20 protein-coding genes are annotated in these 24,523 nt (G+C 64.9%); 8 read left to right on the top strand and 12 right to left on the bottom strand.

All coding sequences use genetic code 11. The features are described 5' to 3' along the window. The first annotated feature begins 120 nt into the window (after nt 1-120). The gene (locus GGD63_RS26740) at nt 121-1,737 is read left to right on the top strand and encodes a phosphoenolpyruvate carboxykinase (RefSeq protein ID WP_183246174.1); all 1,617 of its coding nucleotides are present in this window, start codon (nt 121-123) and stop codon (nt 1,735-1,737) included. A gap of 208 nt (nt 1,738-1,945) precedes the next feature. On the opposite strand, the gene GGD63_RS26735 is transcribed toward GGD63_RS26740, so the two are convergent. Both GGD63_RS26735 and GGD63_RS26730 read right to left on the bottom strand, forming a co-directional pair. Further along, nucleotides 1,946-2,761, bottom strand: coding sequence for an acyl-CoA thioesterase II (locus GGD63_RS26735; protein ID WP_183246172.1), 816 nt, complete (start codon nt 2,759-2,761; stop codon nt 1,946-1,948). A gap of 229 nt (nt 2,762-2,990) precedes the next feature. Next, the gene (locus GGD63_RS26730; protein ID WP_183246170.1) at nt 2,991-5,507 is read right to left on the bottom strand and encodes a glycogen/starch/alpha-glucan phosphorylase; all 2,517 of its coding nucleotides are present in this window, start codon (nt 5,505-5,507) and stop codon (nt 2,991-2,993) included. Nucleotides 5,508-5,711: 204 nt separating this feature from the next. Here GGD63_RS26730 and GGD63_RS26725 point away from each other — a divergent pair, with 204 nt between their 5' ends. Beyond that, nucleotides 5,712-5,945, top strand: a complete 234-nt coding sequence (locus GGD63_RS26725) for a hypothetical protein (protein ID WP_183246168.1) — start codon at nt 5,712-5,714, stop codon at nt 5,943-5,945. Between the two features lie 50 nt (nt 5,946-5,995). Here GGD63_RS26725 and GGD63_RS26720 read toward each other — a convergent pair whose 3' ends face one another. Then, a complete protein-coding gene (locus tag GGD63_RS26720) occupies nt 5,996-6,175 on the bottom strand; it encodes an RNA polymerase sigma factor region1.1 domain-containing protein (protein ID WP_183246166.1) in 180 nt (59 codons plus the stop codon). A gap of 164 nt (nt 6,176-6,339) precedes the next feature. On the opposite strand from GGD63_RS26720, the gene GGD63_RS26715 reads away from it, so the two are divergent. Beyond that, the gene (locus GGD63_RS26715; RefSeq protein ID WP_183246164.1) at nt 6,340-6,771 is read left to right on the top strand and encodes a hypothetical protein; all 432 of its coding nucleotides are present in this window, start codon (nt 6,340-6,342) and stop codon (nt 6,769-6,771) included. A 118-nt stretch (nt 6,772-6,889) separates the two neighbouring features. Here GGD63_RS26715 and GGD63_RS26710 read toward each other — a convergent pair whose 3' ends face one another. Both GGD63_RS26710 and pyrE read right to left on the bottom strand, forming a co-directional pair. After that, the gene (locus tag GGD63_RS26710; protein ID WP_183246162.1) at nt 6,890-7,666 is read right to left on the bottom strand and encodes a DUF2865 domain-containing protein; all 777 of its coding nucleotides are present in this window, start codon (nt 7,664-7,666) and stop codon (nt 6,890-6,892) included. A 246-nt stretch (nt 7,667-7,912) separates the two neighbouring features. After that, nucleotides 7,913-8,476, bottom strand: coding sequence for an orotate phosphoribosyltransferase (gene pyrE, locus GGD63_RS26705; protein ID WP_183246160.1), 564 nt, complete (start codon nt 8,474-8,476; stop codon nt 7,913-7,915). A gap of 203 nt (nt 8,477-8,679) precedes the next feature. On the opposite strand from pyrE, the gene GGD63_RS26700 reads away from it, so the two are divergent. Beyond that, nucleotides 8,680-9,306 carry a glutathione S-transferase family protein gene (locus GGD63_RS26700; protein ID WP_183246159.1) on the top strand — a complete coding sequence of 209 codons (627 nt, stop codon included), beginning with the start codon at nt 8,680-8,682 and terminating at the stop codon, nt 9,304-9,306. 118 nt (nt 9,307-9,424) lie between these two features. Here GGD63_RS26700 and GGD63_RS26695 read toward each other — a convergent pair whose 3' ends face one another. From GGD63_RS26695 to GGD63_RS26685, 3 genes are all read right to left on the bottom strand, one after another. Beyond that, nucleotides 9,425-10,060 carry a LysE family translocator gene (locus GGD63_RS26695; protein ID WP_183246157.1) on the bottom strand — a complete coding sequence of 212 codons (636 nt, stop codon included), beginning with the start codon at nt 10,058-10,060 and terminating at the stop codon, nt 9,425-9,427. A 276-nt stretch (nt 10,061-10,336) separates the two neighbouring features. Then, entirely contained in the window at nt 10,337-13,429 is a 3,093-nt protein-coding gene (gene polA, locus GGD63_RS26690) for a DNA polymerase I (protein WP_183246156.1), read from the bottom strand. Nucleotides 13,430-13,633: 204 nt separating this feature from the next. Beyond that, nucleotides 13,634-14,701 carry an acyltransferase family protein gene (locus GGD63_RS26685; protein ID WP_183246154.1) on the bottom strand — a complete coding sequence of 356 codons (1,068 nt, stop codon included), beginning with the start codon at nt 14,699-14,701 and terminating at the stop codon, nt 13,634-13,636. 192 nt (nt 14,702-14,893) lie between these two features. Here GGD63_RS26685 and GGD63_RS26680 point away from each other — a divergent pair, with 192 nt between their 5' ends. The 4 genes from GGD63_RS26680 to GGD63_RS26665 all read left to right on the top strand — a co-directional run bounded on the left by GGD63_RS26680 (nt 14,894) and on the right by GGD63_RS26665 (nt 21,209). Then, the gene (locus tag GGD63_RS26680) at nt 14,894-16,210 is read left to right on the top strand and encodes a UDP-glucose/GDP-mannose dehydrogenase family protein (protein ID WP_183246152.1); all 1,317 of its coding nucleotides are present in this window, start codon (nt 14,894-14,896) and stop codon (nt 16,208-16,210) included. Nucleotides 16,211-16,351: 141 nt separating this feature from the next. Then, nucleotides 16,352-18,826: an ATP-dependent helicase HrpB gene (gene hrpB / locus GGD63_RS26675; protein ID WP_183246150.1), complete on the top strand. Its 2,475-nt coding sequence runs from the start codon at nt 16,352-16,354 to the stop codon at nt 18,824-18,826. 163 nt (nt 18,827-18,989) lie between these two features. Continuing rightward, complete coding sequence (locus GGD63_RS26670) at nt 18,990-19,502, top strand: TIGR02281 family clan AA aspartic protease (protein WP_183246147.1); 513 nt, start codon at nt 18,990-18,992, stop codon at nt 19,500-19,502. A gap of 207 nt (nt 19,503-19,709) precedes the next feature. Next, nucleotides 19,710-21,209, top strand: a complete 1,500-nt coding sequence (locus GGD63_RS26665; protein WP_183246145.1) for a phosphomannomutase/phosphoglucomutase — start codon at nt 19,710-19,712, stop codon at nt 21,207-21,209. Nucleotides 21,210-21,368: 159 nt separating this feature from the next. On the opposite strand, the gene GGD63_RS26660 is transcribed toward GGD63_RS26665, so the two are convergent. From GGD63_RS26660 to GGD63_RS26645, 4 genes are all read right to left on the bottom strand, one after another. Further along, nucleotides 21,369-21,878, bottom strand: a complete 510-nt coding sequence (locus tag GGD63_RS26660) for an Lrp/AsnC family transcriptional regulator (protein ID WP_183246319.1) — start codon at nt 21,876-21,878, stop codon at nt 21,369-21,371. 97 nt (nt 21,879-21,975) lie between these two features. Further along, entirely contained in the window at nt 21,976-22,899 is a 924-nt protein-coding gene (locus tag GGD63_RS26655; protein WP_183246143.1) for a sugar kinase, read from the bottom strand. A 6-nt stretch (nt 22,900-22,905) separates the two neighbouring features. After that, a complete protein-coding gene (gene nudC, locus GGD63_RS26650; protein ID WP_183246141.1) occupies nt 22,906-23,844 on the bottom strand; it encodes an NAD(+) diphosphatase in 939 nt (312 codons plus the stop codon). Nucleotides 23,845-23,854: 10 nt separating this feature from the next. Beyond that, complete coding sequence (locus GGD63_RS26645) at nt 23,855-24,274, bottom strand: HIT domain-containing protein (protein WP_183246139.1); 420 nt, start codon at nt 24,272-24,274, stop codon at nt 23,855-23,857. Between the last annotated feature and the right edge of the window lie 249 nt (nt 24,275-24,523).

Raw genomic sequence — 24,523 nt, 5'->3', positions numbered from 1 at the left:
GCCAGCGTTCATCAGTATTAGGTCGTCCAGCCGAGGCCGGATGGCCTGCTATTCACGGTGACCGCGATGGTGCCAAAGCTTGGCCGCGCTGAGTGTCGCGGGTTCTAGGAGGATTTTTTCGTGCAAGAGACAGGCGTGCGCAACGGTGCCTTCGGCGCCGACAAATTCGGCTTAAAGAAACTCAAGCAGGTTCACTGGAATCTGGGTGCGCCGCAACTCTATCAATACTCGCTCTCCGCGGGCGAGGCGGTGCTGTCTGCTGACGGCGCGCTCTGCGCCGACACCGGCGAGTTCACCGGCCGCAGCCCCAAGGACAAGTTCACGGTGCGCGACGCCAGCACCGACACGAAGATGTGGTGGGCCGGCAACCAGTCGATCACCGCTGAGCAGTTCGAGGCGCTCTATCAGGACTTCCTCAAGCACGCCGAAGGCAAGACCCTGTTCGCGCAGGATCTCTACGGCGGCGCCGATCCGGCCTACCGGATCAAGACGCGCGTCTTCACCGAGCTCGCCTGGCACTCGCTGTTCATCCGCACGCTCTTGATCCGCCCCGAGGCGATCGAGCTGTCGACCTTCGCGCCGGAGCTCACCATCATCGACATGCCGAGCTTCCGCGCCGATCCGAAACGTCACGGCGTGCGCTCGGAGAACGTCGTCGCGATCGACTTCGCCCGCAAGATCGTCCTGATCGGCGGGTCTTATTATGCCGGCGAGATGAAGAAGTCGGTCTTCACCACGCTGAACTATTACCTGCCCGAGCGCGGCGTGATGCCGATGCACTGCTCGGCCAATGTCGGCGCAGGCGGCGACACCGCGATCTTCTTCGGCCTCTCCGGCACCGGCAAGACCACGCTGTCGGCCGATCCGAACCGCACGCTGATCGGTGACGACGAGCACGGCTGGGGCCCGAACGGCGTCTTCAATTTCGAGGGCGGCTGCTACGCCAAGTGCATCAAGCTGTCGAAGGAAGCCGAGCCGCAGATCTATGCCGCCTCGACGCGTTTCGGCGCGGTGCTCGAGAATTGCGTGCTCAACGAGGACACCCGCGTGGTGGACTTCGACGACGGCTCCAAGACCGAGAACACGCGCTCGGCCTACCCGCTCGACTTCATCCCGAACGCTTCGCGCACCGGCCGCGCGCCGCAGCCGAAGAACGTGGTGATGCTCGCCGCCGACGCCTTCGGTGTGTTGCCGCCGATCGCAAAGCTCTCGCCGGCGCAGGCGATGTACCACTTCCTGTCCGGCTACACCGCCAAGGTCGCCGGCACCGAGCGCGGTCTCGGCAACGAGCCGCAGCCGGAGTTCTCGACCTGCTTCGGCTCGCCCTTCCTGCCGCTCGACCCCAGCGTCTACGGCAACATGCTGCGCGACCTCATCGCCCAGCACAATGTCGATTGCTGGCTGGTCAACACGGGGTGGACCGGCGGCAAGTACGGCACAGGTTCCCGCATGCCGATCAAGGTGACCCGTGCGCTGCTCACCGCCGCGCTCGACGGCTCGCTTCGCAACGTCGAATTCCGCACCGACAAATATTTCGGCTTCGCGGTCCCGACCGCGCTGCCGGGCGTGCCGGCCGAGATCCTCAACCCGGTCAACACCTGGAAGGACAAGGACGAGTTCGACAAGACCGCCCGCGCGCTGGTTGGCATGTTCCAGAAGAACTTTGCCAAGTTCGAAGCCCAGGTCGACGCCGAGGTGCGCGCCGCTGCTCCGGACGTGAAGCTGGCGGCGGAATAAGGTCGCAGCTTGGAATGCAAAGGGGCGGCCGCAAGGCCGCCCTTTTTGCTTGCGGACTTCGCCTCTCCCCGCGTGCGGGGAGAGGCCGACGCGCGTAGCGCGGCGGGTGAGGGGGACTCTCCGCGAGTCCGTCTCTCAGCGAGTTCGCGGAAGCAGCCCCTCACCCCAACCCTCTCCCCGTAAGAACGGGGAGAGGGGGAGGAGAGAGTCACGCCTTGAAATACGCGATCTGCGTCGTCGTCGCGAGCAACCGGCCGTTCGGCGACCACAGCTCGGCGTTCTGGTCGGCGTAGCTCTTGTGCATGATCTTGGAATCGGCGGTCGCCAGCACGCGCGTGATGTCTTCAGTCGCGAGCTCTTCGCTGTCGGTGTGGAAATAGGTCGTCAGCGATACCGTCCCGAACGGCACCAGTTCGCGCCGCGCGTGGAAGATGCGGCCGAAGAAGGCGTCCGACATCGACATCAGCGACAGCATGTCGAGCCTGCGCGGGGTGCGGTCGCTGATCCAGATCTTCGAGTAGGTGCTGGCAAGCTCGGCCTGCGGCGGGCCGATGCGCATCTCGCCCTCGACGAAGCGGAATTCATACTGATTGGCCCAGGACGCCGAAATCTTCGGGAACGGCAGTGTCTGTTCGAACGGCTTTGCGTCCGGGGCCTTCGCCACCCTGTGCTCCCAGGACGGCCGGCGCTCGGCGAACACGGCGGTGGCGAGCGTTGCGACCTCGCCGCCGCCTTGCGACAGTTCGACGCTCCAGTGCTGGCTGGAGCGGTTGGCCTTCACCATCCGCACGTCGAGATCGAACGGGCCTTTCGCGATCGGTGCGCAGTAGTTGACGGTCAGCGCCAGCGGATCGCCGGCGCGTTCCGGATGGTCGATCAGCGCACGCAAGATCGTCGCGGCCGTGGCGCCGCCGAACGGGCCGACAAAGGCCCAGTAATCGTCGCTGGTGTGGCCCTGCCAGCTGGAGTCACCGGCACTGATGCGCGTGGCGTCGTCGAACGGATGCGGGAGCTTGGCGTGCATTGTCGGTCCTCGATGTCTCCCCGACCGTCATTGCGAGCGCAGCGAAGCAATCCAGACTGTCTCCGCGGAAAGAATCTGGATTGCTTCGCTGCGCTCGCAATGACGGTGTCTGAGGGCACGGCGACCGCTTTCACAGGCGCCGTTCCTGGGGATGATGACGATCATATCATCATCCGCTTCCCGAGATGCAATAACCTCGCAGGTAACGCCGATTTCACGCCGCGGAAAATCAGCCCGCGACGTCGCGCAGGTTCGGCAGCAGCGGCGTGGTCGGGTTGACCGGCACGTTCCAGATCTCCTCGGCGTACTCGCGGATGGTCCGGTCGGAGGAGAACCACGCCATGCGCGCGACGTTGAGGATGGAGGCGCGCGCCCAGGCCGGCGCCACCTGCCAGCGCGCGTCGACCGCGCGCTGCGCCTCGTAATAGGAATCGAAATCGGCGCTGACCATGTAATGGTCGAGATAGCGTAGCGCGTGCGCGATCGATTCGAAGCGGCCGGGATCGCCGGGCGAGAACTCGCCGGCGCCGATCGCATTGATGGCGCGCTGCAGTTTTGGCGACCTGCGGATTACGTCGGAGGCATCCAGCCCCTGCTTGCGCCGGATCATCACGTCGCCGGCTTCCATGCCGAAGATCGCAATGTTCTCCGCGCCGACATGGTCGCGGATCTCGATATTGGCGCCGTCGAGTGTGCCGATGGTGATGGCGCCGTTCAGCGCCAGCTTCATGTTGCCGGTGCCGGAGGCTTCCATGCCGGCGGTGGAGATCTGCTCGGAGAGGTCGGCGGCGGGAATGATGACTTCGGCGAGGCTGACATTGTAGTCGGGCAGGAAGACGACCTTGAGCTTGCCGCCGATCGCGGGGTCGTTGTTGACGACCTCCGCGACGTCATTGATCAGCTTGATGATCAGTTTGGCGTAGCGATAGCTCGCCGCCGCCTTGCCGGCGAAGATCTTCACCCGCGGCACCCAGTTGCCGTTGGGATCGTCCTTGATCGACTGATACAGCGCGACTGTCTCGATGACGTTGAGGAGCTGGCGCTTGTACTCGTGGATGCGCTTGATCTGCACGTCGAACAGCGCGCTCGGATCGACCTTGATGCCGAGCCGTTCGCCGATCAAGCGCGCCAGCGCCGCCTTGTTGGCGTGCTTGACGGCGCGGAATTTCTTCTGGAACTCGACGTCGCTGGCGCGGGCTTCGATCAGTGAAAGCTGCGTCGGATCGTCGAGCACGGCCTCGCCGCAGGTCTCGCGCAACAGGTCGGTCAGCTTCGGGTTCGCCAGCATCAGCCAGCGGCGGAAGGTGATGCCGTTGGTCTTGTTGGTGATGCGGCCGGGATAGAGATGGTTGAGGTCGTGGAACACGGTCTCTCGCATCAGGTCCGAATGCATCGCCGAGACGCCGTTGATGCGATGCGAGCCGACGAAGGCGAGCTGGCCCATGCGGACGCGGCGGCCGCTCTTCTCGTCGATCAGCGAGACCGAGGCGCGGAAATCGATGTCGCCGGGCGCGCGCGCTTCGGCGAGCGCCAGATGCTGCACGTTGATGCGGTAGATGATCTCGAGATGCCGCGGCAACAGTCGCTCGAACAGCTCGACCGGCCAGGTCTCCAGCGCCTCGGGCAGCAGTGTGTGGTTGGTGTAGGAGAGGGTGGCGACCGTGATCTTCCAGGCCTCGTCCCAGCGGAAATTGTGCAGGTCGACGAGGATGCGCATCAGTTCGGTGACGGCAAGGCTCGGATGGGTGTCGTTGAGCTGGACCGCGACCTTGTTCGACAGGCCGCGCAACTGGCCGTCGGACGACAGATGGCGCTTGACCAGATCCTGCAGCGAGGCGGAGACGAAGAAATATTCCTGGCGCAGGCGCAGCTCGCGGCCCGCCGGGCTCTCGTCGTTCGGATAGAGGAATTTGCAGATCGCTTCCGCGCGGGCCTGCTCGGCGCTGGCGCTGACATAGTCGCCCTTGTTGAAGGCATCGAGCTTGAGCGGATCGGGCGAGCGCGCCGACCACAGCCGCAGCGCGTTGACGTGCTGGCCGCGCCAGCCGACGATCGGCGTGTCATAGGCGATCGCCTGCACGGTCTCGCTCGCGTGCCAGATCGCGCGGTCGCGGCCCTTGTCGTCGACATGCTCGACGCCGCCGCCGAAATTGATGTCGTAGATCACCTCGGGCCGCTGCAATTCCCAGGGGTTGCCGAAGCTCAGCCATTCGTCGGGATATTCCTGCTGCCAGCCCTGATTGATGATCTGGCGGAACAGGCCGTAATCGTAGCGGATGCCGTAGCCGATCGCGGGAATCGACAGCGTCGCCATGCTCTCCATGAAGCAGGCGGCGAGCCGTCCGAGACCGCCATTGCCGAGCGCGGCATCCGGCTCGCATTTGCGCAGCTCCGGCAGCGAGACGCCGAGATCGCCGAGCGCGACCTCGAAGATCTTCAAGAGGCCCATGTTGTTCAGCGCGTCCGTGAACAGGCGGCCGATCAAGAATTCGAGCGAGAGATAATAGACGCGCTTGCGCCCGGCATCGTAGCTGCGCTTCTCGGCGCTGAGCCAGCGATGCACGATGCGGTCGCGCAGCGCGAGCGCGGCGGCCTGGTACCAGTCGTGCTTTGTCGCCATGCCTGCGTCCTTGCCGATGGCAAGGCGCAGCTTCGCCAGGATCGCGCCCTTGATCTCGGCCAGCGCGAGCTCGTCGATGGGCTGGCCCGGAGCGGGAAAATTTGGCTGGAACGATTGATCTTGCAAGGCCGTCACTTCCTGGTCGAGACAACACCACTAAACCCTACGCGTCCTGCCCCTGCACCGGAACCATCGCTGGCGCGGGCGTGCACTGCGCTGGCGCAAATTTATGCAAGGAACGGGCCGTTTGGGAACCCGGACGAGCACGGAAAGACGCGGATTTCCTGCTAGAATGGTGGCCAATTCAGCCAGCAGTGTGGAGGAGACGCCATGCGACTGTTGATCGAAATCGCCGCCGCCACCTTCCTCGTCGTCTGCATCACCGCCTCCAGCGCGGCATCCGCCGCCGGCAAGATCGGCCGCAGCGCCGACGGTCTCAGCTGCGGCTTTGCTGTCCCGCAAAATGCCTCACCCGCCACCCGCTGCGCGGCCATCAAGCGCCAATGCGGCGGCAAGTTCTACGCGAGCGCGTGCGGGGACAAGTTGATGTCGGCGGCGAATTGAACCTGTTAACGCGAAGCGTAGCTGCTTGCGCATCGTCGTTCAGGCGAAACTTATGGTGGGTCACTTTCGACGAGATTTATTCCGGCGTCGCTCAACGCCTGCATGACCGCTTCGATGTCTTCAGGGGTGATGGTCGCTGATGGCAACAAATCGTTGAGCTGATCGAATGTGATGACGCCCGTTGGGCGACCTAGTTCGAGTGCCATTCGGATCGCATCTTGCCGGTTCACGTGGGGCCTCCAAAAAAGTCTCTACTCAAGGCGAAGAGGCGCGATCGTTACGGTCAATGGTCGAGAACAAATTAAGAACACTTTAGCAAGCCTTTGATATATCATTGTGATTCGGCGCGTTGCCGACACAATATCTAGCGTCAGCCAGACTTCGCGAGGACTAGATGACCACCATTGCCTTCGATCAGTTTGCCCTTACCCGGATCGCCGATTTCGCGCGCTCGCTGTCGCGGCTGCATCAGGCGGCGCGGCGGCAGAGGATCGATGACGACCAGTTCGACCGCGAGTTCAACGCGGTGTGCCAGTCGATCTGGGGCTACACCATTGACGACATCAGCGACGATCTGTTCTCGACCGAGGATCATCTGTTTCTCGACACGCTGGACGAAGCGCATGCGCGCATCTTCGCAGCCGAGCAGGGTTATGACCTCGTTGACGAGGCGGGCATGCTCACCGACTGGTGGGGATTCTGCTGGATGATCCTGGCCGAGAAGCGCGGCCTCTTGACGTCGGAGAACCGCGCTGCCGCGCGCGCTGCGATCGAGGAGAAATATCTGGCGGCGCCGAACGTGATCGGAGTGATCATCGGGCGATAGGGCCGCAACCTCGGTCATTGCGAGCGTAGCGAAGCAATCCAGAATCTTTCCGCGGAAGGGATTCTGGATCGCTTCGTCGCAAGGGCTCCTCGCAATGACGGCTTGGAGAGAGTTGGGGCTATTCCAACCCCGCCCGCTTCGCCGGCTTCTGCGTCTTCGGCGCCGCTACATCAGGCAACGCCTCGCGCACGATCTCGGCCGGGGCTGGCGCATCCGTCGCCACCGTCTCCGCGCGCACCGGCGCCACCTTCATCTCGCCGAGGCGGGCGCGAACCTGCGCGGTGAGACCGGGATAAGAGGCGACCGGGGTGAAGTCGGCGGTCTGGTCGTTGCCGACGCGGATGCCGGTGTAGGCGACAAGGCCGTCACTGGTCGCAATCACGTCGCCGGCCTTCAGCGAGGAATCGAGCGCGAGATCGACCGGGGCAAGGCCGACCGGCTCGCGGCCGTTGCAGGTGCAATCCGAACGCAGCGCCTTGCGATAGGCGAACGCATTCTCGCTGTCGGCGTAACGCTCGCCGGTCTGGGAATAGGCGCCGTCGATGGAGGAGCCGAAATAGACCTTGGTTGCGCTGGCGGGACAGAATGCCTGACACATCTGCGCGGGCGAGACGAGGCCGCGCATCAGCGGGAAATATTTGCCGTCACAACTGCGCACGCAGAAGGCAGGTCCCGAGCCGCCGGCCGCGGCCGACCGTGTCGGCGGCACATATTGCGGGGTTGCGGCATTCTGCTGGCCGGTGAAGGGGTCGGCGTAGGAGTTCTGCTGCGGCACCTCGCGCTGCGGTCGCTGCTGCTGTTGCATCCCGCCGAAGAAGAAGTCGAACAGGCCCTCGGCCGAAGCCGGGGCGGGAGCCGCGAGCAGCGGAGCTGCAAGCATGGCGGCCACAAGCATCGCGCGACGCCGCCGGCGCGCATGGGACATGACTGTACGCAATGCCTACTCCACCCGACGCTACTGAACCGGCTGGGACCATCAGGTCTCAGCACATGATTCACCATAAGGCGCGATGGTAAATGAGCAGTTGAGCGGGGGCGGTTTCAAGACGAGGCGGTGGCCTCTTTGAGGCCGGGCGCAGCTTTGGACGGATGGTTGCTTCCGGGGCACACTGAGGCATGACGGCGAAGATGTTTCGCCGCGTCAAGCCTTCAAAAACTCCGACGCCTTGTACAGCGAGCGGAACGGCAGGCCGGCCGCACCGAACGTGTCGGTGGCGCCTTCCTCGCGGTCGACCATGGTCAGCACCAGCACCACTTCGGCGCCGGTCTCGCGCACGGATTCCACCGCCTTCATCGCCGAGCCGCCTGTCGTGGTGACGTCCTCGACGATCACGACGCGCTTGCCCGCCAGCGTCTCGCCCTTGGGCAGGCCTTCGATCGCGAGCTTGGCGCCATGCTCCTTCGGCTTCTTGCGCACGAAGAAGGCCGCGATCGGATGGCCCTTGATCCATGAGATCTGCGCCAGCGCGCCGGCGAGCGGCACGGCGCCCATCTCGAGCCCGCCGATGAAATCGAGCCGGTCGTCCTTCAGCGCCTCATAGGTCAGCTCGGCCAGCAGCGTCGCGCCCTCGGGGTCGAGCATGGTTGGCTTCAGGTTGAAGTAGAAATCGCTCTTGCGGCCCGACGCGAGCGTCACCTCGCCACGGCCGAATGAGCGCCGGCGGATGATCTCGAACAGGCGGGCGCGGGAAGCGGATTTCGACACGGCGGTCCCTCGAACAGCGTTTTTGGAGGAGGCGGAATTTATCCGCGACGGCGGCGACATTCCAGTGGGGGCAGGGCCCGCAAGACCACCGTCAACAGGGCATCGCCCCCGGCGACCGGACAGCCACCATGCCCGACCGCTGGTTGAAAGACGTCAATGTCCTGGGCTAGTGGGATGCCAGCAATGCGGGAAGGAACTGCCACATGACCATCGAGCTCCACACCTGGAATACGCCGAACGGCCGGAAAATCTCGGTCGCGCTGGAGGAAATGGGGCTGCCCTACAAGGTCATCCCGGTGAACATCAGCAAGGGCGAGCAGATGGCGCCGGAGTTCCTCAAGCTCTCGCCCAACAACAAGATTCCCGCCATCGTCGACCCCGAGGGTCCCGACGGCAAGCCCGTCAGCATCTTCGAGTCCGGCGCGATCCTGCTCTATCTCGGTGAAAAGACCGGCAAATTCCTGCCGAAATCGCTTTCCGCGCGCATCCCGGTCTATGAATGGCTGATGTGGCAGATGGGCGGCTTCGGCCCGATGCCCGGCCAGGTGCACCATTTCATCGCGCTCGAGAACGAGCAGGACCGCGCCTATGGTCTGAAGCGCTTCATGGCCGAGACGCGCCGGCTCTATGGTGTGCTCGACCGCCGGCTTGAGGGGCGCGACTTCGTCGCCGGCGACCTCTCGGTTGCCGATTTTGCCATTCTGGGCTGGGCCTGGCGCCACCCTCGCCACAAGGTTGATCTGGCCGACTTCCCCAACGTCAAGCGCTGGTACGAGGCCCTGATGGCCCGGCCGGGAGTAAAGCGGGGGATGGAGGCGAAGCTGGATTGATTGGACGGTGTCATCGCCCGCAAAGGCGGGCGATCCAGTACGCCGCGGCGGCTCGACTCTAGCGGCGCTGCCTCGGAGTACTGGATGCCCCGGTCAAGCCGGGGCATGACAGTGTGCCTCACACCTTCTTCGCTTCCACCGCCATCCGCACCGCAAGCCCGGCCAGCACCGTGCCCATCAGCCAGCGCTGCACCAGCATCCAGCTCGGCCGGCTCGCCAGGAACAGCGCGATCGATCCGGCGGCGAGCGCGATCAGCGCATTGACGCTGACGCTGATCGCGATCTGGATCGCGCCCAGCACCACCGACTGCGTCAGCACACTGCCGGCGGTGGGATCGATGAACTGCGGCAGCAGCGCCAGATACAGCATCGCAATCTTCGGGTTGAGCAGATTTGTGACGAAGCCCATCGCGAACAATTTGCGCGGGCTGTCGATGGCGAGCTTCTTCACCTGGAACGGCGAGCGACCGCCCGGCTTCACCGCCTGCCAGGCGAGCCACAGCAGATAACCGGCACCGGCGAAGCGCAGCGCGTCATAGGCGAAGGGAATGGCGAGCAGCAGCGCCGTGATGCCGAACGCCGCGCACAGCATGTAGAACACGAAGCCCAGCGCCACGCCGCCGAGCGAGACGATGCCGGCAGCCGGTCCCTGCGTGATCGAGCGCGAGATCAGATAGATCATGTTCGGTCCGGGCGTGAGCACGAGGCCGAGGCAGACGAGGGCGAAGCCGAGCAGGGCGGAAGTGTGGGGCATGGATGGACCGGTGCGGGAGATGCAGAGGTTCTAATATGCGTGGGGCGGCGGGGCCATCGCGCAATTGCTCGGAGGACAATTCGGTGTGGTGCGTCGAGCTCGGTGCGCTCCCTCGCCCCGTTCTTACGGGGCCGCGACGAGCTTCGCTCGCGCTGAGAGGGTTGGGGTGAGGGGCTTTCTCCACACGTGAGATGACTGTGAGACCTGTACCCCCTCGCCCGGATCGCAAGGGCGATCCGACCTCTCCCCGCAGGCGGGGAGAGGTGAAGAGCGAAATCAATGCGCCTCGTCCCAATTGTTTGCCGCGCGCGCGTCGACATGCAGCGGTACCGAGAGCAGCACGGCCGGGAACGGCGCGTCCTGCATGACCTTCTGCACGACGGGGAGCGTCGCTTCGACCTCGGCGTCCGGCACCTCGAAGATCAGCTCGTCATGCACCTGGAGCAGCATCTGCGCCGAGAGCTTCTTCTCGGCCAGCGCGTCCTCCACCCGCGTCATCGCGCGGCGGATGATATCGGCGGCGGTGCCCTGGAGCCGCGCGTTGATCGCGGCGCGCTCGTTGAAGGCGCGCACCGAGGCGTTCGAGGCCTTGATGTCGGGATAGTGGCACTTGCGGCCGAACAGCGTGGTGACGTAGCCATGGCTCCGGCAGAAATCGCGCGTCTCGTCCATGTAGGCACGGATGCCGGGGAAGCGCTCGAAATACTTCTTGATGTAGGCGGAGGACTCTTCGCGCGCGATGCCGAGCTGGTTGGCGAGGCCGAACGCCGAGATGCCGTAGATGATGCCGAAATTGATCGCCTTGGCGCGGCGGCGGATCTCGCTCGGCATGCCCTTGATCGGCACGCCGAACATTTCGGAGGCGGTCATCGCGTGAATGTCGAGCCCGTCGCGAAATGCCTGCTTCAGCACCGGAATGTCGGCGATCTCGGCGAGCAGCCGCAGCTCGATCTGCGAATAGTCGGCGGAGACCAGCTTGTGCCCGGGCGTGGCGATGAAGGCGCGGCGGATTTTTCGGCCGTCCTCGGTGCGCACCGGAATGTTCTGCAGGTTAGGCTCGTTCGACGACAACCGTCCCGTCGTGGTTGCGGCCAGCGCGTAGGTCGTGTGCACGCGGTGGGTCTGCGGATTGACATAGGTCGGCAGCGCGTCGGTGTAAGTCGATTTCAGCTTGGAGACCTGCCGCCACTCCAAAATCTTCTTCGGGAAGTCGTGGCCTTGCTCGGCGAGATCATCCAGCACCTGTGCGGTGGTCGACCACGCGCCGGTCTTGGTCTTGGTGCCGCCTGATAGTCCCATCTTGCCGAACAGGATGTCGCCGATCTGCTTGGGGCTGCCGACATTGACAGGCTCGCCCGCGATCTCCTGGATCTCGGCTTCGACACGGGCGGCAGTCTGCGCGAAGTCGCCGGAGAGGCGTGACAGCACCTGGCGATCGATCGAGATGCCGCGCCGTTCCATCCGCGCGAGCACCGACACCAACGGCCGCTCCAGCGTCTCGTACACCGTGGCCATGTGCTCGGCGACGAGGCGCGGCTTCAGCACGCGCCAGACCCGCAGGGCGATGTCGGCGCCTTCCGCCGACAGCGGCGCGGCCTTGTCGATCGGCACCTGGTCGAAGGTGATCTTGCCCTTGCCGCTGCCGAGCAGTTCGCTCTCCTTCAGCATGGCGTGGCCGAACCAGCGCTCGGACAACGATTCAAGCGCGTGCGAGCCGCGGCCGGCGTCGAGCACGTAGGAGATCAGCAGCGCATCGTCGACGTTGCGCAGGGTGATGCCATGCTGCGCCAGCATCACGGCGGTGAACTTGACGTCGAAGCCGATCTTGAGGATGCCCAATGATTCCAGCACCGGCCGCAGCGCCTCGATCGCATCAGTATGCTTGACCTGGTCGGGTGCAAGACCGGCGTCGAACAGGCCGGCGCCGCCGCCGGACTGCTTGTGCGCCAGCGGCACGTAGCAGGCCTCGTTCGGCGCCAGCGCCAGCGCGATACCGCAAAGATCGGCCTGCATCGGATCGATCGAGTTTCCTCGAAGTTCGATCGCGACATGACCGGTGTCATGGATGCGCGCAATGAAGGCGTTGAGCTCCTTCAGCGACTTGATCGCCTGGTACTTGGCTCGCTCGACCGGCAGCTTGCGCAGCGCCTCTTCGCGCGCCGCGGCGAGCGAGATCGGCGCGCCCTTGGGGCTCGCGGCCTTGTCCTCCTTGCTCGCCGATTTGTTGGGCTCGCTCGGCCGGACCTGCGGCGACGTGCCGGAGCCTGGTGCGGGCACGACGCCCGAGGGCGGCAGCGGCGAGAAGACGCTGGCGCCGGTGGCATAGCCGGGATCGGCATCCACGTTGGCAGGATCGATCTGCGAATACTCGGCGACGCGGCGCGTCAGCGTGGTGAACTCCATCGCCTTCAGGAAGGCGATCAGCTTGCGCGCATCCGGCTCATGGACCGCGAGGTCGTCAAGCGGCACCTCCAGATCGACCTTGTCGTCGAGCAGCACGAGCTGCCGCGAGATGCGCGCCTTCTCGGCATTCTCGAGCAGTGCCTCGCGCCGCTTCGGCTGCTTGATCTCGGTGGCGCGGAACAGAAGCTGTTCGAGGTCGCCATATTCGGTGATCAGCTGCGCCGCAGTCTTGATACCGATGCCTGGCACGCCGGGCACGTTATCGGTGGAGTCGCCGGCGAGCGCCTGCACTTCCACCACTTTCTCCGGCGGTACGCCGAATTTCTCGATCACCTCGGGGATGCCGATGCGGCGATCCTTCATGGTGTCGTACATCATGATCCTGTCGTTCACGAGCTGCATCAAATCCTTGTCGGAGGACACGATGGTCGTGGTGGCGCCGCGTGCGGAAGCCTGTCGCGCGTAGGTCGCAATGAGATCGTCGGCCTCGAAGCCCACCTGTTCCAGGCAGGGCAGGTCGAAGGCGCGCACCGCCTCGCGGATCAGCGCGAATTGCGGGATCAGATCATCCGGGGCCGGCGGCCGGTGCGCCTTGTAGTCGGGATAGATCTTGTTGCGGAAGGTGATCTCCGACTTGTCGAAGACGATCGCCAGATGCGTCGGCCGGTCGTCCTCGGGCATGTCGCGCAGCAGCTTCCACAACATGTTGCAGAAGCCGAGCACGGCGTTGACCTGCAAGCCGTCGGATTTGCGGTTCAGCGGCGGCAGCGCGTGATAGGCGCGGAAGATGTAGGAGGAACCGTCGACCAGGAACACGTGATCGCCCTTGCCGGCCGCCTTCGCCGCGACCGGTTTGGCAGCAGCTGTCGCAGCAGCGGGCTTGGTGTCGGCTGCAGCCTTTGGCGCGGCCCTGGTGTCAGCTTTGGCGGAGGTCTTCGGGGAGGATTTGGGCGATGTCTTGGGCATGGCCGCAATGTATGAATTTTTGCGGGGTTTGACAGCCTTGGGAGGGGGATTTTTGGCTTGCTGGTGCCGCTATCCCCACTGTCATTCCCCACATCCCCGCTGTCATTCCCCGCGAAGGCGGGGAATCCAGTACGCCGCGGCTTATCGGTATAAGACTGCTGCCTCTGGAATACTGGATGCCCCCGCCTTCGCGGGGCATGACAGTCATTCCGCCGCCTGCAGCACCGGCCGCGACTTCTTTGGTGCGATCCAGAATGCATCGGGCCGCTCGAACAGGAAATGCGCATTCAGCCGCAGCGCAACCTGCCAGATCGCGAGCGCGCCGATCACGCCAGCGATGGTGACGATCAGCGACACCGTGCCGATGTCAGGGATGATGCCGGTGCGGAGCAGCAGGGTTCGTGTCGCCGCCATCGGCAGGAAGAAGGCGAGATAGATCACGATCGAATGCTCGCCGCAGAAGCGGAAGAAGTTCAGCCAATGCGCGCGCGCGAGCAGCGTGCCGGTGGTGATGATGGCGCAGGCGCCGGCGAAGCCGAGCAGGAGCGAGACGATCTTCCATTCGCTGGCGCCAGTTGCGACGAGGCCGGCATTGACCAACGCCCACGCCGCGAGCGCTGCGAGCGCCAGCGCGGGATGACTGCGCGCGCGATCCGACAAGGTGAACACGAAAGGTGCGAACAGATAGCCCGAGTAGAAATAGACGAAGCGCGCGCAGAATTCGTCGATCGCGGTCCAGCCGGTCGAGATGCGCGCCGTTTCCAGCGCTGCGGCGATCAGCCAGATCGCGAGCGGCGGGATCTTGCGTGTCAGTTTTGTGACGACGAAGAAGACCGGCAGCAGATAGATGAACCAAAGCGTGCCGAACGGCTCGATGAAGGATTCGAGATACAGCAGGCCCACGTCGCGCCAGCTCGTCTCGGCTGCAAAGGCGGGCGCCTTGAAGCCGAACTGGATTGTCACCCAGACGACATAAAAATAGGCGAAATGCATCACCTTGCGGTCGAGATAGGTGCGCCAGTCGCGGTCGATCACGAGCGGCAGAAACAGGCCCGAAATCAGGAAGAAATCCGGCATCCGGAACGGCTTTGCGAAGGCCACGGCGACATGCATGAAACCGGTCTCGCCAGCGGCGTGCTCGACCCCCAGCACCGAATGCATCATCACGACCATGATGATGCAGATGCCCTTGGCATAGTCGACCCAGTCGACACGCGCGGCGGCCGGGGCCTTGATGCCTCCGCCAGCAGCGATTGTGCCTGATGAAGCCATGGTGTTCCTTTTCGAGGCGTGTTCCGCCCGGCTTGTGCGGCCGCGGGGCAGTTTGGGGCCTTGCGGTTTCCGACTTCTTTACCGGTTCAATTCGCGTGCCGGTTTTTGCGCCCGGACTGTTCCCTCACGACCGGAAAATGCTAAACCGCCCCGCATTGGGGTTTCGTTAACCAAGCCAAAACAGGGTTTTTCATGCGAATCGCGATGATCGGAACGGGCTATGTGGGACTGGTGTCCGGAGCCTGCTTTGCGGATTTCGGTCACGACGTCACCTGCGTCGACAAGGACGACAAGAAGATCGCGGCCCTGCACCGCGGCGAGATCCCGATCTACGAGCCCGGGCTCGATGAGCTGGTCGCAGCCAACGTCAAGGCCAAGCGGCTCGACTTCACCACTGACCTGTCGAAGCCGGTCGCGGATGCCGACGCCGTGTTCATCGCGGTCGGCACGCCCTCGCGCCGCGGCGACGGTCACGCCGATCTGTCCTATGTCTACGCCGCCGCGAAGGAGATCGCGCAGTCGCTGACCGGCTTCACCGTCGTGGTGACCAAGTCGACCGTGCCGGTCGGCACTGGCGACGAGGTCGAGCGCATCATCCGCGAGACCAACCCGAAGGCCGACGTCGTCGTTGCCTCCAATCCCGAATTCCTGCGTGAGGGCGCGGCGATCCGCGACTTCAAGTTCCCCGACCGCGTCGTCGTCGGCACCTCGGACGAGCGCGGCCGCAAGGTGATGGGCGACATCTATCGCCCGCTGTCGCTGAACCAGGCGCCGCTGATGTTCACGGCGCGCCGCACCGCGGAGATGATCAAATACGCCGCGAACGCGTTCCTGGCGACCAAGATCACCTTCATTAACGAGATCGCCGATCTCTCCGAAAAGGTCGGCGCCAATGTCCAGGAGGTCGCGCGCGGCATTGGCCTCGACAACCGCATCGGCACCAAATTCCTGCATGCCGGTCCCGGCTTCGGCGGCTCGTGCTTCCCGAAGGACACCAAGGCGCTGATCAAGATCGCGCAGGATTACGACGTCTCCTTGCGCATCGTCGAATCCGTGCTGGCGGTCAACGAGAACCGCAAGCGCGCGATGGCGCGGAAAGTGAGCCATGCGCTTGGCGGCTCCTTGCGCGGCAAGACCATCGCCGTGCTCGGCCTCACCTTCAAGCCCGACACCGACGACATGCGTGATGCGCCGTCGATCCCGCTGGTCACGGGCCTGATCGATATGGGTGCGAAGGTGAAGGCCTTCGATCCCGTCGGCATGGAGCAGGCCAAGAGCGAGCTGCCCAGCATCACCTATTGCGAGGACGCCTATTCCTGCGCGCAGGGCGCCGACGCGCTGGTGGTCGTCACCGAGTGGGTGCAGTTCCGCGGTCTCGATCTCGACCGGCTGAAGAGCGTGATGGCGCAGCCCGTCGTCGTCGATCTCCGCAACATCTACAGCCCCGAAGACATGCGCGCGACCGGCTTCACCTATGAGAGCGTCGGCCGCCCATCGGCGCAGGGCTGATAGCGGCATGCTGTTGTCATACCCCGCGAAGGCGGGGTATCCAGTACCCTCAATCTTCGTGATGATTGAGATCTGAGTTTACTGGAGCACCCGCCCCAGTGCGCAATCGCGCACAAGGCGGGTGATGACTGGATCGAGACTTTGCCCCGTAGCTTCGACACGTCCCTCCCCATCGATGCCGTGCTCGACGACCTCTCGCGCACGCTGGAGGCGCATAACGCGGCCGTGCTGGTGGCGCCTCCGGGCGCCGGCAAGACCACGCGTGTGCCGCTGGCGCTGCTGGATGCGCCCTGGGCGAAGGACAAGAAGATCATCGTGCTGGAGCCGCGCCGTATCGCCGCGCGTGCCAGCGCCGATCGCATGGCCAAATCGCTTGGCGAGCGCGCCGGGGAGACCGTCGGCTATCGCGTCCGCTTCGGCTCAAAAATCTCGCGCGCGACGCGCATCGAGGTGGTGACCGAAGGCATTTTTACGCGCCAGATCCTCGACGATCCCGAACTCTCCGGCGTTGCCGCCGTCCTGTTCGATGAATTCCACGAGCGTTCGCTCGATGCCGACATGGGCCTTGCGCTGGCACGCGACGCGCAAACCGGACTGCGGGAGGACCTGCGCATCCTCGTGATGTCGGCAACACTCGATGGCGCCCGCGTCGCAAAGCTGCTCGGCGATGCCCCCGTCGTCGAGAGCGAGGGCCGCGCTTTTCCCGTCGACACGCGCTATCTCGGCCGCAAGGCTGACGCGCCGATTGAGCGGCAAATGGCCGATGCCATTGCGTCCGCGCTCCGCGCCGACAGCGGCTCGGTGCTGGCATTCCTGCCGGGCGCCGCCGAAATCCGCCGCACCCAGAATTTCCTTTCCGAGCGCGTGCAGGACGCCAGCATCGAGATCGTGCCGCTGTTCGGCGCGCTCGACGCCGCCGTGCAGGACCGCGCCATTGCGCCGGCGCCGAAGGGCACGCGCAAAGTGGTGCTGGCCACCTCGATCGCGGAGACCTCGCTCACCATCGAGGGCGTGCGCATCGTGGTCGATTCCGGTCTCGCCCGCGTGCCGCGGTACGAGCCGGACATCGGCCTGACGCGGCTCGAGACCGTGCGCGCCGCGCGCGCGGCGGTGGACCAGCGCCGCGGCCGCGCCGGGCGTACCGAGCCCGGCGTCTGCTACCGGCTGTGGGACGAGCCGCAGACGGCCTCGCTGGCGCCCTACACCCAGCCGGAAATTCTGAGCGCCGACCTGTCCTCGCTGGTGCTCGATCTCGCGCAATGGGGCGTCACTGATCCCGCCGCGCTGTCGTTCCTCGATCCGCCGCCGCAGCCGGCCTGGAAGGAAGCCAAGAGCCTGCTCTCCGAGCTCAACGCGCTCGATGGCGATGGCCGCATCACCGCGGAGGGCAAGAGCCTGCGCGCGCTGGCGCTGCCGCCGCGGTTGGCGCGTATGATCGTGGATTCGCATCGCGCCGGCAGCGGCGAAGCCGCCGCCGAGATCGCGGCCATCATCACCGAGCGCGGGCTCGGCGGCGACAGCGTCGATCTCGAGCACCGGCGCGACCAGTTCCGCCGCGACCGCTCGCCGCGCGCCGCGAGTGCGCGCGATCTGGCGCGGCGCTGGGCATCGCAGGTGGCAGCGTCGGAGGAGGCGGGGCCGCAGGAGGATCTCTCCACCGGCCTGATGCTCGCCTATGCCTTCCCGGACCGCGTCGCGCGCAATCGCGGCAATGGCAGCTTCGTGCTCGCCAACGGCCGCGGCGCGGCCGTGGAGCAGACATCCTCGCTCGCTCGTGCGCCCTATGTCGCGATCGGCGAGATGACGGGCACGGCGGCGAGCGGCCGCATCCTGCTCGCCGCGCAAATCACCCAGGACGAGATCGAGAATCATTTCGCCGAGCATATCGAGACCATCGACGAGATCTCCTTCGATCGCGGCGCGATGGCGCTGCGTGCACGGCGCAAGCGCGCGCTGCATGCAATCACGCTCTCCGAGGCCACGCTTGCCGTATCGCCTTCGGAAGACACCGCGCGCATCTTCGCAGACGGGTTGATCGCCGCGGGCCTCGAACGGCTGCCCTGGTCGAAAGCCGCAAAACAGTGGCGCGACCGCGTCATGTTCCTGCGCAAGGCCGAGGGCGACAGCTGGCCCGATCTGTCGGACGACGGCCTGATCGCGCGGCGCGACGACTGGCTGGTGCCGGCGCTCTACGACAAGATCGCGCTGAAGGACATTTCCGCCGGCGATCTCTCTGATGCGCTGATGGCGCTGTTGCCATGGGAGATGCGCGCGCGGCTCGACCGCGAGGCGCCGACCCATTTCGAGGCCCCGACGGGAAGCGTGCTCGCGATCGACTACGAGGCCGAGCAGGGGCCGACCATCGCGGTGCGGCTGCAGGAATTGTTCGGCCTCAACACCCATCCGTCGATCGCGGCTGGCAAAGTGCCGCTGGTGCTGGAATTGCTGTCGCCGGCACAGCGCCCTGTGCAGGTGACGCGCGACCTCCCAGGTTTCTGGCGCGGCAGCTACGCCGCCGTGCGTTCCGACCTGCGTGGCCGCTATCCGCGCCATCCCTGGCCGGACGATCCCGCGAGCGCACTGCCGACCCGGCGGGCGAAGCCGCGCGGGACGTGATGTGTCTTCTCCCTCGCCCCCCGCAAGCGGGGAGAGGTTTAAACTAGCGCATTAACCGTCCGCTCATCCTTTTCGCCAAAATGGCCGGATTCTGGCCGCCGCGGTGCTCGCGGATTGAGAGGTCGCGTGGTGAAATCGGGCTTTCCGGCTCGGAAGTGGTGTGATGCGTAACATTATGATCCTCGCGGCCATCATGATCGGCCTCGGCACCTTCATGGCGCAGATGGCGGACAGGATGAGCTCGGCGTCCGCCACCTCAGCGCCGCGCACGACGGTCGCGGTCGCAAACACGGTGCCGGCCGGGAGCCGCAGCCTCGCCATTTCCCGCGACGGCCGCGGGCACTTCCAGACCGAGGGCCGCATCGACGGCCAGCGCATCGGCTTCATGGTCGACACCGGCGCCTCCGTCGTCGCGCTGAACCAGACCTCGGCCGCCCGCTTCGGCCTGCGCCCCTCGCGCAGCGAATATAACGCCACCGTCTCCACCGCCAACGGCACCATCAAGGCCGCCCGCACCCGCATCGCCATGCTCGATGTCGGCGGCCTCATCGTGCGCGACGTCGATGCAATGGTGCTGCCCGACGAGGCGCTGTCGGAAAACCTGCTCGGCCTGTCCTTCCTGTCCCGCCTCAAGCGCTTCGAATACGCCAACGGGCAGATGGTGCTGGAGCAGTAAGCGCGTGACGCGCTCCGTAGCGAGCTGACGAACGGCCATTCGCACGAATTTTTTGGACGGAACGGGCGGAAGTCCCGCGCAAGATCGCGTGTCGCCGTTACCAAACTGCCGCAATTATCGGCCATAAGCCTTCATTCCCGCCTTCCGCTGCGGCCCGGCATTCGCTAAGGCTGCGTCAAATCCTGCCCTTTCCATGAGACCTGCTCAATGTTTCCCAAGCCGAAACCCGTCCTGCTGCCCAACACCTACGCCTTCGAATCCGAGCCGATGGTGAAGCCCACCGGTTTTCGCGAATACGACGCGCGCTGGTTGTTCCAGAAGGAAATCAATCTGATGGGCGTGCAGGCGCTCGGCATGGGCCTGGGCGCGCTGATCGCCGAACTCGGCGTCAAGCAGGAGATCGTCACCGGTCATGACTTCCGCGGCTATTCGGCCTCGATCAAATACGCGCTGATCTCCGGCCTGATGGCGGCGGGCTGCAAGGTGCATGACATCGGCCTTGCGGTGACGCCGATGGCCTATTTCGCGCAGTTCGATCTCGACGTGCCCTGCGTTGCCATGGTCACGGCCTCGCACAACGACAATGGCTGGACCGGCGTCAAGATGGGTGCCAACCGCCCGCTGACCTTCGGCCCCGACGAGATGACGCGGCTGAAGGAGATCGTGCTCAATGCCGAGTTCAAGAACAAGGCGGGCGGGGCCTACCAGTTCCACGAGAATTATCCCGCGCGCTACATTGCCGATCTCACCAATCGTCCGAAGCTGACGCGCAAGCTGAAGGTCGTCGCGGCCTGCGGCAACGGCACCGCCGGCGCGTTCGCGCCGCAGGTGCTGGAGGCGATCGGCTGCGAGGTGATCCCGCTCGACACCGAGCTCGATCACACCTTCCCGAAATACAATCCGAATCCGGAAGACATGGAGATGCTGCACGCGATCCGCGATGCTGTGCTGCATCACAAGGCCGATGTCGGCCTCGGCTTCGACGGCGACGGCGACCGCTGCGGCGTCGTCGACAACACCGGCGAGGAGATCTTTGCCGACAAGGTCGGCGTGATGCTGGCGCGCGACATGTCGGCGATCCACAAGGACGCGCAGTTCATCGTCGACGTGAAATCGACCGGCCTCTTCATCACCGATCCGGTGCTGCAGAAGCAGGGCGCCAGGACCGCCTATTGGAAGACCGGCCATTCCTACATGAAGCGCCGCACCAACGAGACCGGCGCGCTCGCCGGCTTCGAGAAGTCCGGGCACTTCTTCTTCAACAAGCCCTATGGCCGCGGCTATGACGACGGCCTCGTCTCGGCGATTGCGATCTGCGACATGCTCGACCGCGCCCCCGGCAAGTCGATGGCCGATTTGAAGACCGCGCTGCCAAAGACCTGGTCGTCGCCGACCATGTCGCCGCATTGCGCCGACGAAGTCAAATACGGCGTCATCGACAAGGTGGTGAAGCATTTCGAGGGCTTGCAGACCAAGGGCGCCAAGATCGGCGATCAGTCGATCCGCGATCTCGTCACCGTCAACGGCGTGCGCGTCACGGTCGAGGACGGCAGCTGGGGCCTGGTGCGCGCCTCTTCGAACAAGCCCGAGCTCGTCGTCGTGGTCGAGAGCCCGGTCTCCGAGCAGCGCATGCACGACATGTTCGAGATGGTGAACAGCGTGCTGCGCACGCATCCCGAGGTCGGCGAATACAACCAGAAGATTTGAGATGAGGCCGTCGCGCTCGCGCCTGCCGCATTCACTGCTGTCATCACCCGCGAAAGCGGGTGATCCAGTACGCCGCGGCCTCTCGATTCTATCACTGGCGTCACGGCGTACTGGATCGCCCGGTCAAGCCGGGCGATGACAGTTTTCGTGTGGTGAGACTTAAGCCGCCACCACCGCCGGGATCGGCAGCGCGGTCACCGACTTGATCTTCTCCATCGCGAAGCGCGAGGTGACGTTCTTCAGCGGCACTGCGCTGATCAGCTTCTTGTAGAAGATGTCATAGGCCTGCATGTCCGCGACCACGACGCGCAGCATGTAGTCGACATCGCCGGCCATGCGGTAGAATTCCATCACCTCCGGCATGGCGCTCACGGCCTCGGCGAATCGCTTCAGCCAGGCGTCGGAGTGATCGGCGCTCTCGACCGACACGAACACGGAGATGCCGAGCCCGATCTTGTTCTGGTCGACGAGGGCGACCCGCTTCAGGATCACGCCATCGGCCTCCAGGCGCTGGATACGCTTCCAGCACGGGGTCGAGGACAGCCCGACACGGTCACCGATCTCGGCAACGGACAGGGAGGCATCTTCCTGGAGTACCATCAGGATCTTGCGGTCGATGGCGTCGAGGCGGCGGCTGGTCTCGGGGATCTGGACGGCGACATCAGTCATTTGAAGAACTTTGTTCCATTTCATGGGTCGATTTCCCTGATATAGAGAAAATCTTTCCACAGCAAGCCCATAATCTCGGCGCACCGGTGGAATCGCTCTAGGGTTGGCTGCGTAAAAACTCTTCAACTTCAATGCGTTGCGGGGCGGCCAGGCCCCCGCCATGGCGGGTGCATTTCAGCGCTGCGGTGGCCGCGGCGAATCGCAGCGCCTCCCGCACCCCCTTACCCTCGGCGAGGCAAAGCGCGAATGCACCATGGAAGACGTCGCCGGCGCCAAGCGTATCGACTGCCTCGACCGGGAAGGCTGGCGTCTCCTCAAGCGCGCCCGCCTCGTCCAGCCAGATCGTGCCTTGCGGGCCGCGGGTGGCGGCGAGGAAGGCCGGCGTCAGGGCGGAGAGACGCTTCAACGCCTCGCCATCGTCGGCGATGCCGGCGGTCTCCTGCACCTGCTCGCTGGCGAACAGCAGGTGCGAGGCGGCGGTGAGGAATTCGTCCTGCAACGACATCGCGCGGTCGACGCCGACGATGACGGGAATGCCGCGCCGGCGTGCCTCGACGCAGAGATCGATACAAAAGGCGCCGCAGCGACTCTCGATCAGGACCGCCTGGCAATCGGCGAGCAGGTCGTCAGCGTCGGGCAGTTTCACGTGCCACAGGCCGGGATCGCGATAGATCGTGAGCGTCCGCTCGCCGGAGGGCTCGATCATGATCGCCGAGACCGGCGTGGTCAGGCCCGGCATGCGCACAATGTGCGTGGTGTCGATGCCCTCCTGCGCCATTTGCGCGAGAATGAAATCGCTCGACGTCTCCCGCGCATCGCCCATGGGACCCGCGAACGCGACGCGGCCGCCAAGTCGCGCCATCGCGATCGCGGCGTTGAGCGCATTGCCGCCACAGATCTCCGCGAGATGGCTGGCATTAGCCTTGCTGCCGCGCGCGGGCACGGCCTCGACCCGAAAGGTGAGATCGCGCACGGGAATGCCGATGCAGAGGACGCGCGGCGCGATCCCAGATGGCGCCATCGGCGGTCAGCTCTTGTCGTGTACCCAGCGCCCGAGCAGATGATGGGCGATCGCGAACGGGTGCGGTCCGGCGAGTCCGTCGGGATGCGTCCGCGTCAGCATCTTTGCCGCCTCCTCGCGCGTGAACCAGCGCGCGTCTTCCAGCTCGGCGTGATCGACAACGATATCCTCGCTCACGGCCCGCGCGCTGCAGCCGATCATCAGCGACGACGGATAAGGCCAGGGCTGCGTCATGTAATATTGCACGTCGGTGCAGCTTATGCCCGATTCCTCGAGGATCTCGCGGCGTACCGCGTCCTCGATCGTCTCAGCCGCCTCGACGAAGCCGGCGAGGCAGGAATACATGCCGGGCGGGAAGTGCTTCTGACGGCCGAGCAGGCACTTCTCTCCGGAGGCGACGTGCATGATCACCACAGGGTCCGTGCGCGGAAAATGCTCGGCCTTGCAGCTCGGGCAATCCCGTTTCCAGCCGCCTTCCTTCATCGCGCTGCGGGTGCCGCAATTGGCGCAATAGCCATGGCGCTGATGCCAGCCGACCATCGACTTCGCCATCGCGATCGCCGCGAGCTCGTCGGGCGGAATCGCGCCCTGCATCGCCATGCCGCGCAGCTCGGTGATGGTGTAGTCCTCGCGGCCGATCAGCTTTTCGGCCGCGGCCTGCGACAAGCCCATGCCGAACACGGCCGCGCCGTCACGCAGGCCCAGGAAGATCGTTCCGGGATTGGCGCCGCATTTCAGCGCCTCGTCGATTCCCAGCAGCGCGCGCACCTTGTCGCCCTCGCGCTTCACCAGCAGCGAATCGCGGTAGACGACGTAAGCGCGTGAGGACGGCTTCTGTTCCAGCGCGAACAGCTTTTCGTCGTCGCGGCGCAAATGCGCGGCGCGATCGAGGACGTTGGTGACGAAGGCCGGCTGTCCCAGCGGAAATGCGTCGAATGCTGACATTGTTGTTCTTTCAACCCAACCAGATTTTTCGGCGAAGCGCGCTGATGAAATTCTGCACCTCCGCGGCGTCATGCGCGAGGGGTGGCATCACGCCCCAGACCGGTCGCGGCCACGCCGCGTCACTGGTCCGCCGCGCTATGATGTGGACGTGAAGCTGCGGCACGAGATTGCCGAGCGCGGCGATGTTGAGCTTGTCGCATTTGGTGATCTCCTTCAGCGCGCGCGAGACGCGGGAGATCTCTGTCATCAGCTGCGCCTGCTGCACCTCGTCGAGATCGATGATCTCGATCGCATCGACCCGCCGCGGCACCAGCAGCAGCCAGGGATAATGCGCGTCCTTGATGACCAGCACTTTCGACAGCGGCAGATCGCCGATGTCGATGGTGTCCTCTTTCAGGCGGGAGTGCAGCGACCAGGCGGGTTCGGGCATATGCGTTTCCGGATGGCCCGATGGGGGTCGGGCTTGTTTGGTGCGACCATACGATAGGGATTTAGCCAGGGGAAGGATTGGGCCCCGCGGCCTCTGCATACTCGATCGTCACTTTCTTCTCCCTCTCCCCGTTCTTACGGGGAGAGGGTTGGGGTGAGGGGCCTCTCTCCGCACGCGAGATATCGGAGAGATCTGTACCCCCTCACCCGGAATTCAAACTTCGTTTGAATTCCGACCTCTCCCCGCAGG

The organism is Bradyrhizobium sp. cir1 (assembly GCF_014198245.1).
Classification (GTDB): Bacteria; Pseudomonadota; Alphaproteobacteria; order Rhizobiales; family Xanthobacteraceae; genus Bradyrhizobium.
The sequence above is the reverse complement of the archived record's forward strand: the minus strand, read 5'-3'. Positions and strand labels throughout refer to the sequence as shown.

Coding starts and splice junctions, on each gene's coding strand:
- GGD63_RS26665 (WP_183246145.1), top strand. CDS start 19,710: ATGTTTCCCAAGCCGAAACCCGTCCTGCTGCCCAACACCTACGCCTTC.
- GGD63_RS26670 (WP_183246147.1), top strand. CDS start 18,990: ATGCGTAACATTATGATCCTCGCGGCCATCATGATCGGCCTCGGCACC.
- GGD63_RS26680 (WP_183246152.1), top strand. CDS start 14,894: ATGCGAATCGCGATGATCGGAACGGGCTATGTGGGACTGGTGTCCGGA.
- GGD63_RS26735 (WP_183246172.1), bottom strand. CDS start 2,761: ATGCACGCCAAGCTCCCGCATCCGTTCGACGACGCCACGCGCATCAGT.
- GGD63_RS26700 (WP_183246159.1), top strand. CDS start 8,680: ATGACCATCGAGCTCCACACCTGGAATACGCCGAACGGCCGGAAAATC.
- polA (WP_183246156.1), bottom strand. CDS start 13,429: ATGCCCAAGACATCGCCCAAATCCTCCCCGAAGACCTCCGCCAAAGCT.
- nudC (WP_183246141.1), bottom strand. CDS start 23,844: ATGTCAGCATTCGACGCATTTCCGCTGGGACAGCCGGCCTTCGTCACC.
- GGD63_RS26715 (WP_183246164.1), top strand. CDS start 6,340: ATGACCACCATTGCCTTCGATCAGTTTGCCCTTACCCGGATCGCCGAT.
- GGD63_RS26685 (WP_183246154.1), bottom strand. CDS start 14,701: ATGGCTTCATCAGGCACAATCGCTGCTGGCGGAGGCATCAAGGCCCCG.
- GGD63_RS26660 (WP_183246319.1), bottom strand. CDS start 21,878: ATGACTGATGTCGCCGTCCAGATCCCCGAGACCAGCCGCCGCCTCGAC.
- GGD63_RS26645 (WP_183246139.1), bottom strand. CDS start 24,274: ATGCCCGAACCCGCCTGGTCGCTGCACTCCCGCCTGAAAGAGGACACC.
- GGD63_RS26725 (WP_183246168.1), top strand. CDS start 5,712: ATGCGACTGTTGATCGAAATCGCCGCCGCCACCTTCCTCGTCGTCTGC.
- GGD63_RS26655 (WP_183246143.1), bottom strand. CDS start 22,899: ATGGCGCCATCTGGGATCGCGCCGCGCGTCCTCTGCATCGGCATTCCC.
- GGD63_RS26695 (WP_183246157.1), bottom strand. CDS start 10,060: ATGCCCCACACTTCCGCCCTGCTCGGCTTCGCCCTCGTCTGCCTCGGC.
- GGD63_RS26710 (WP_183246162.1), bottom strand. CDS start 7,666: ATGCTTGTGGCCGCCATGCTTGCAGCTCCGCTGCTCGCGGCTCCCGCC.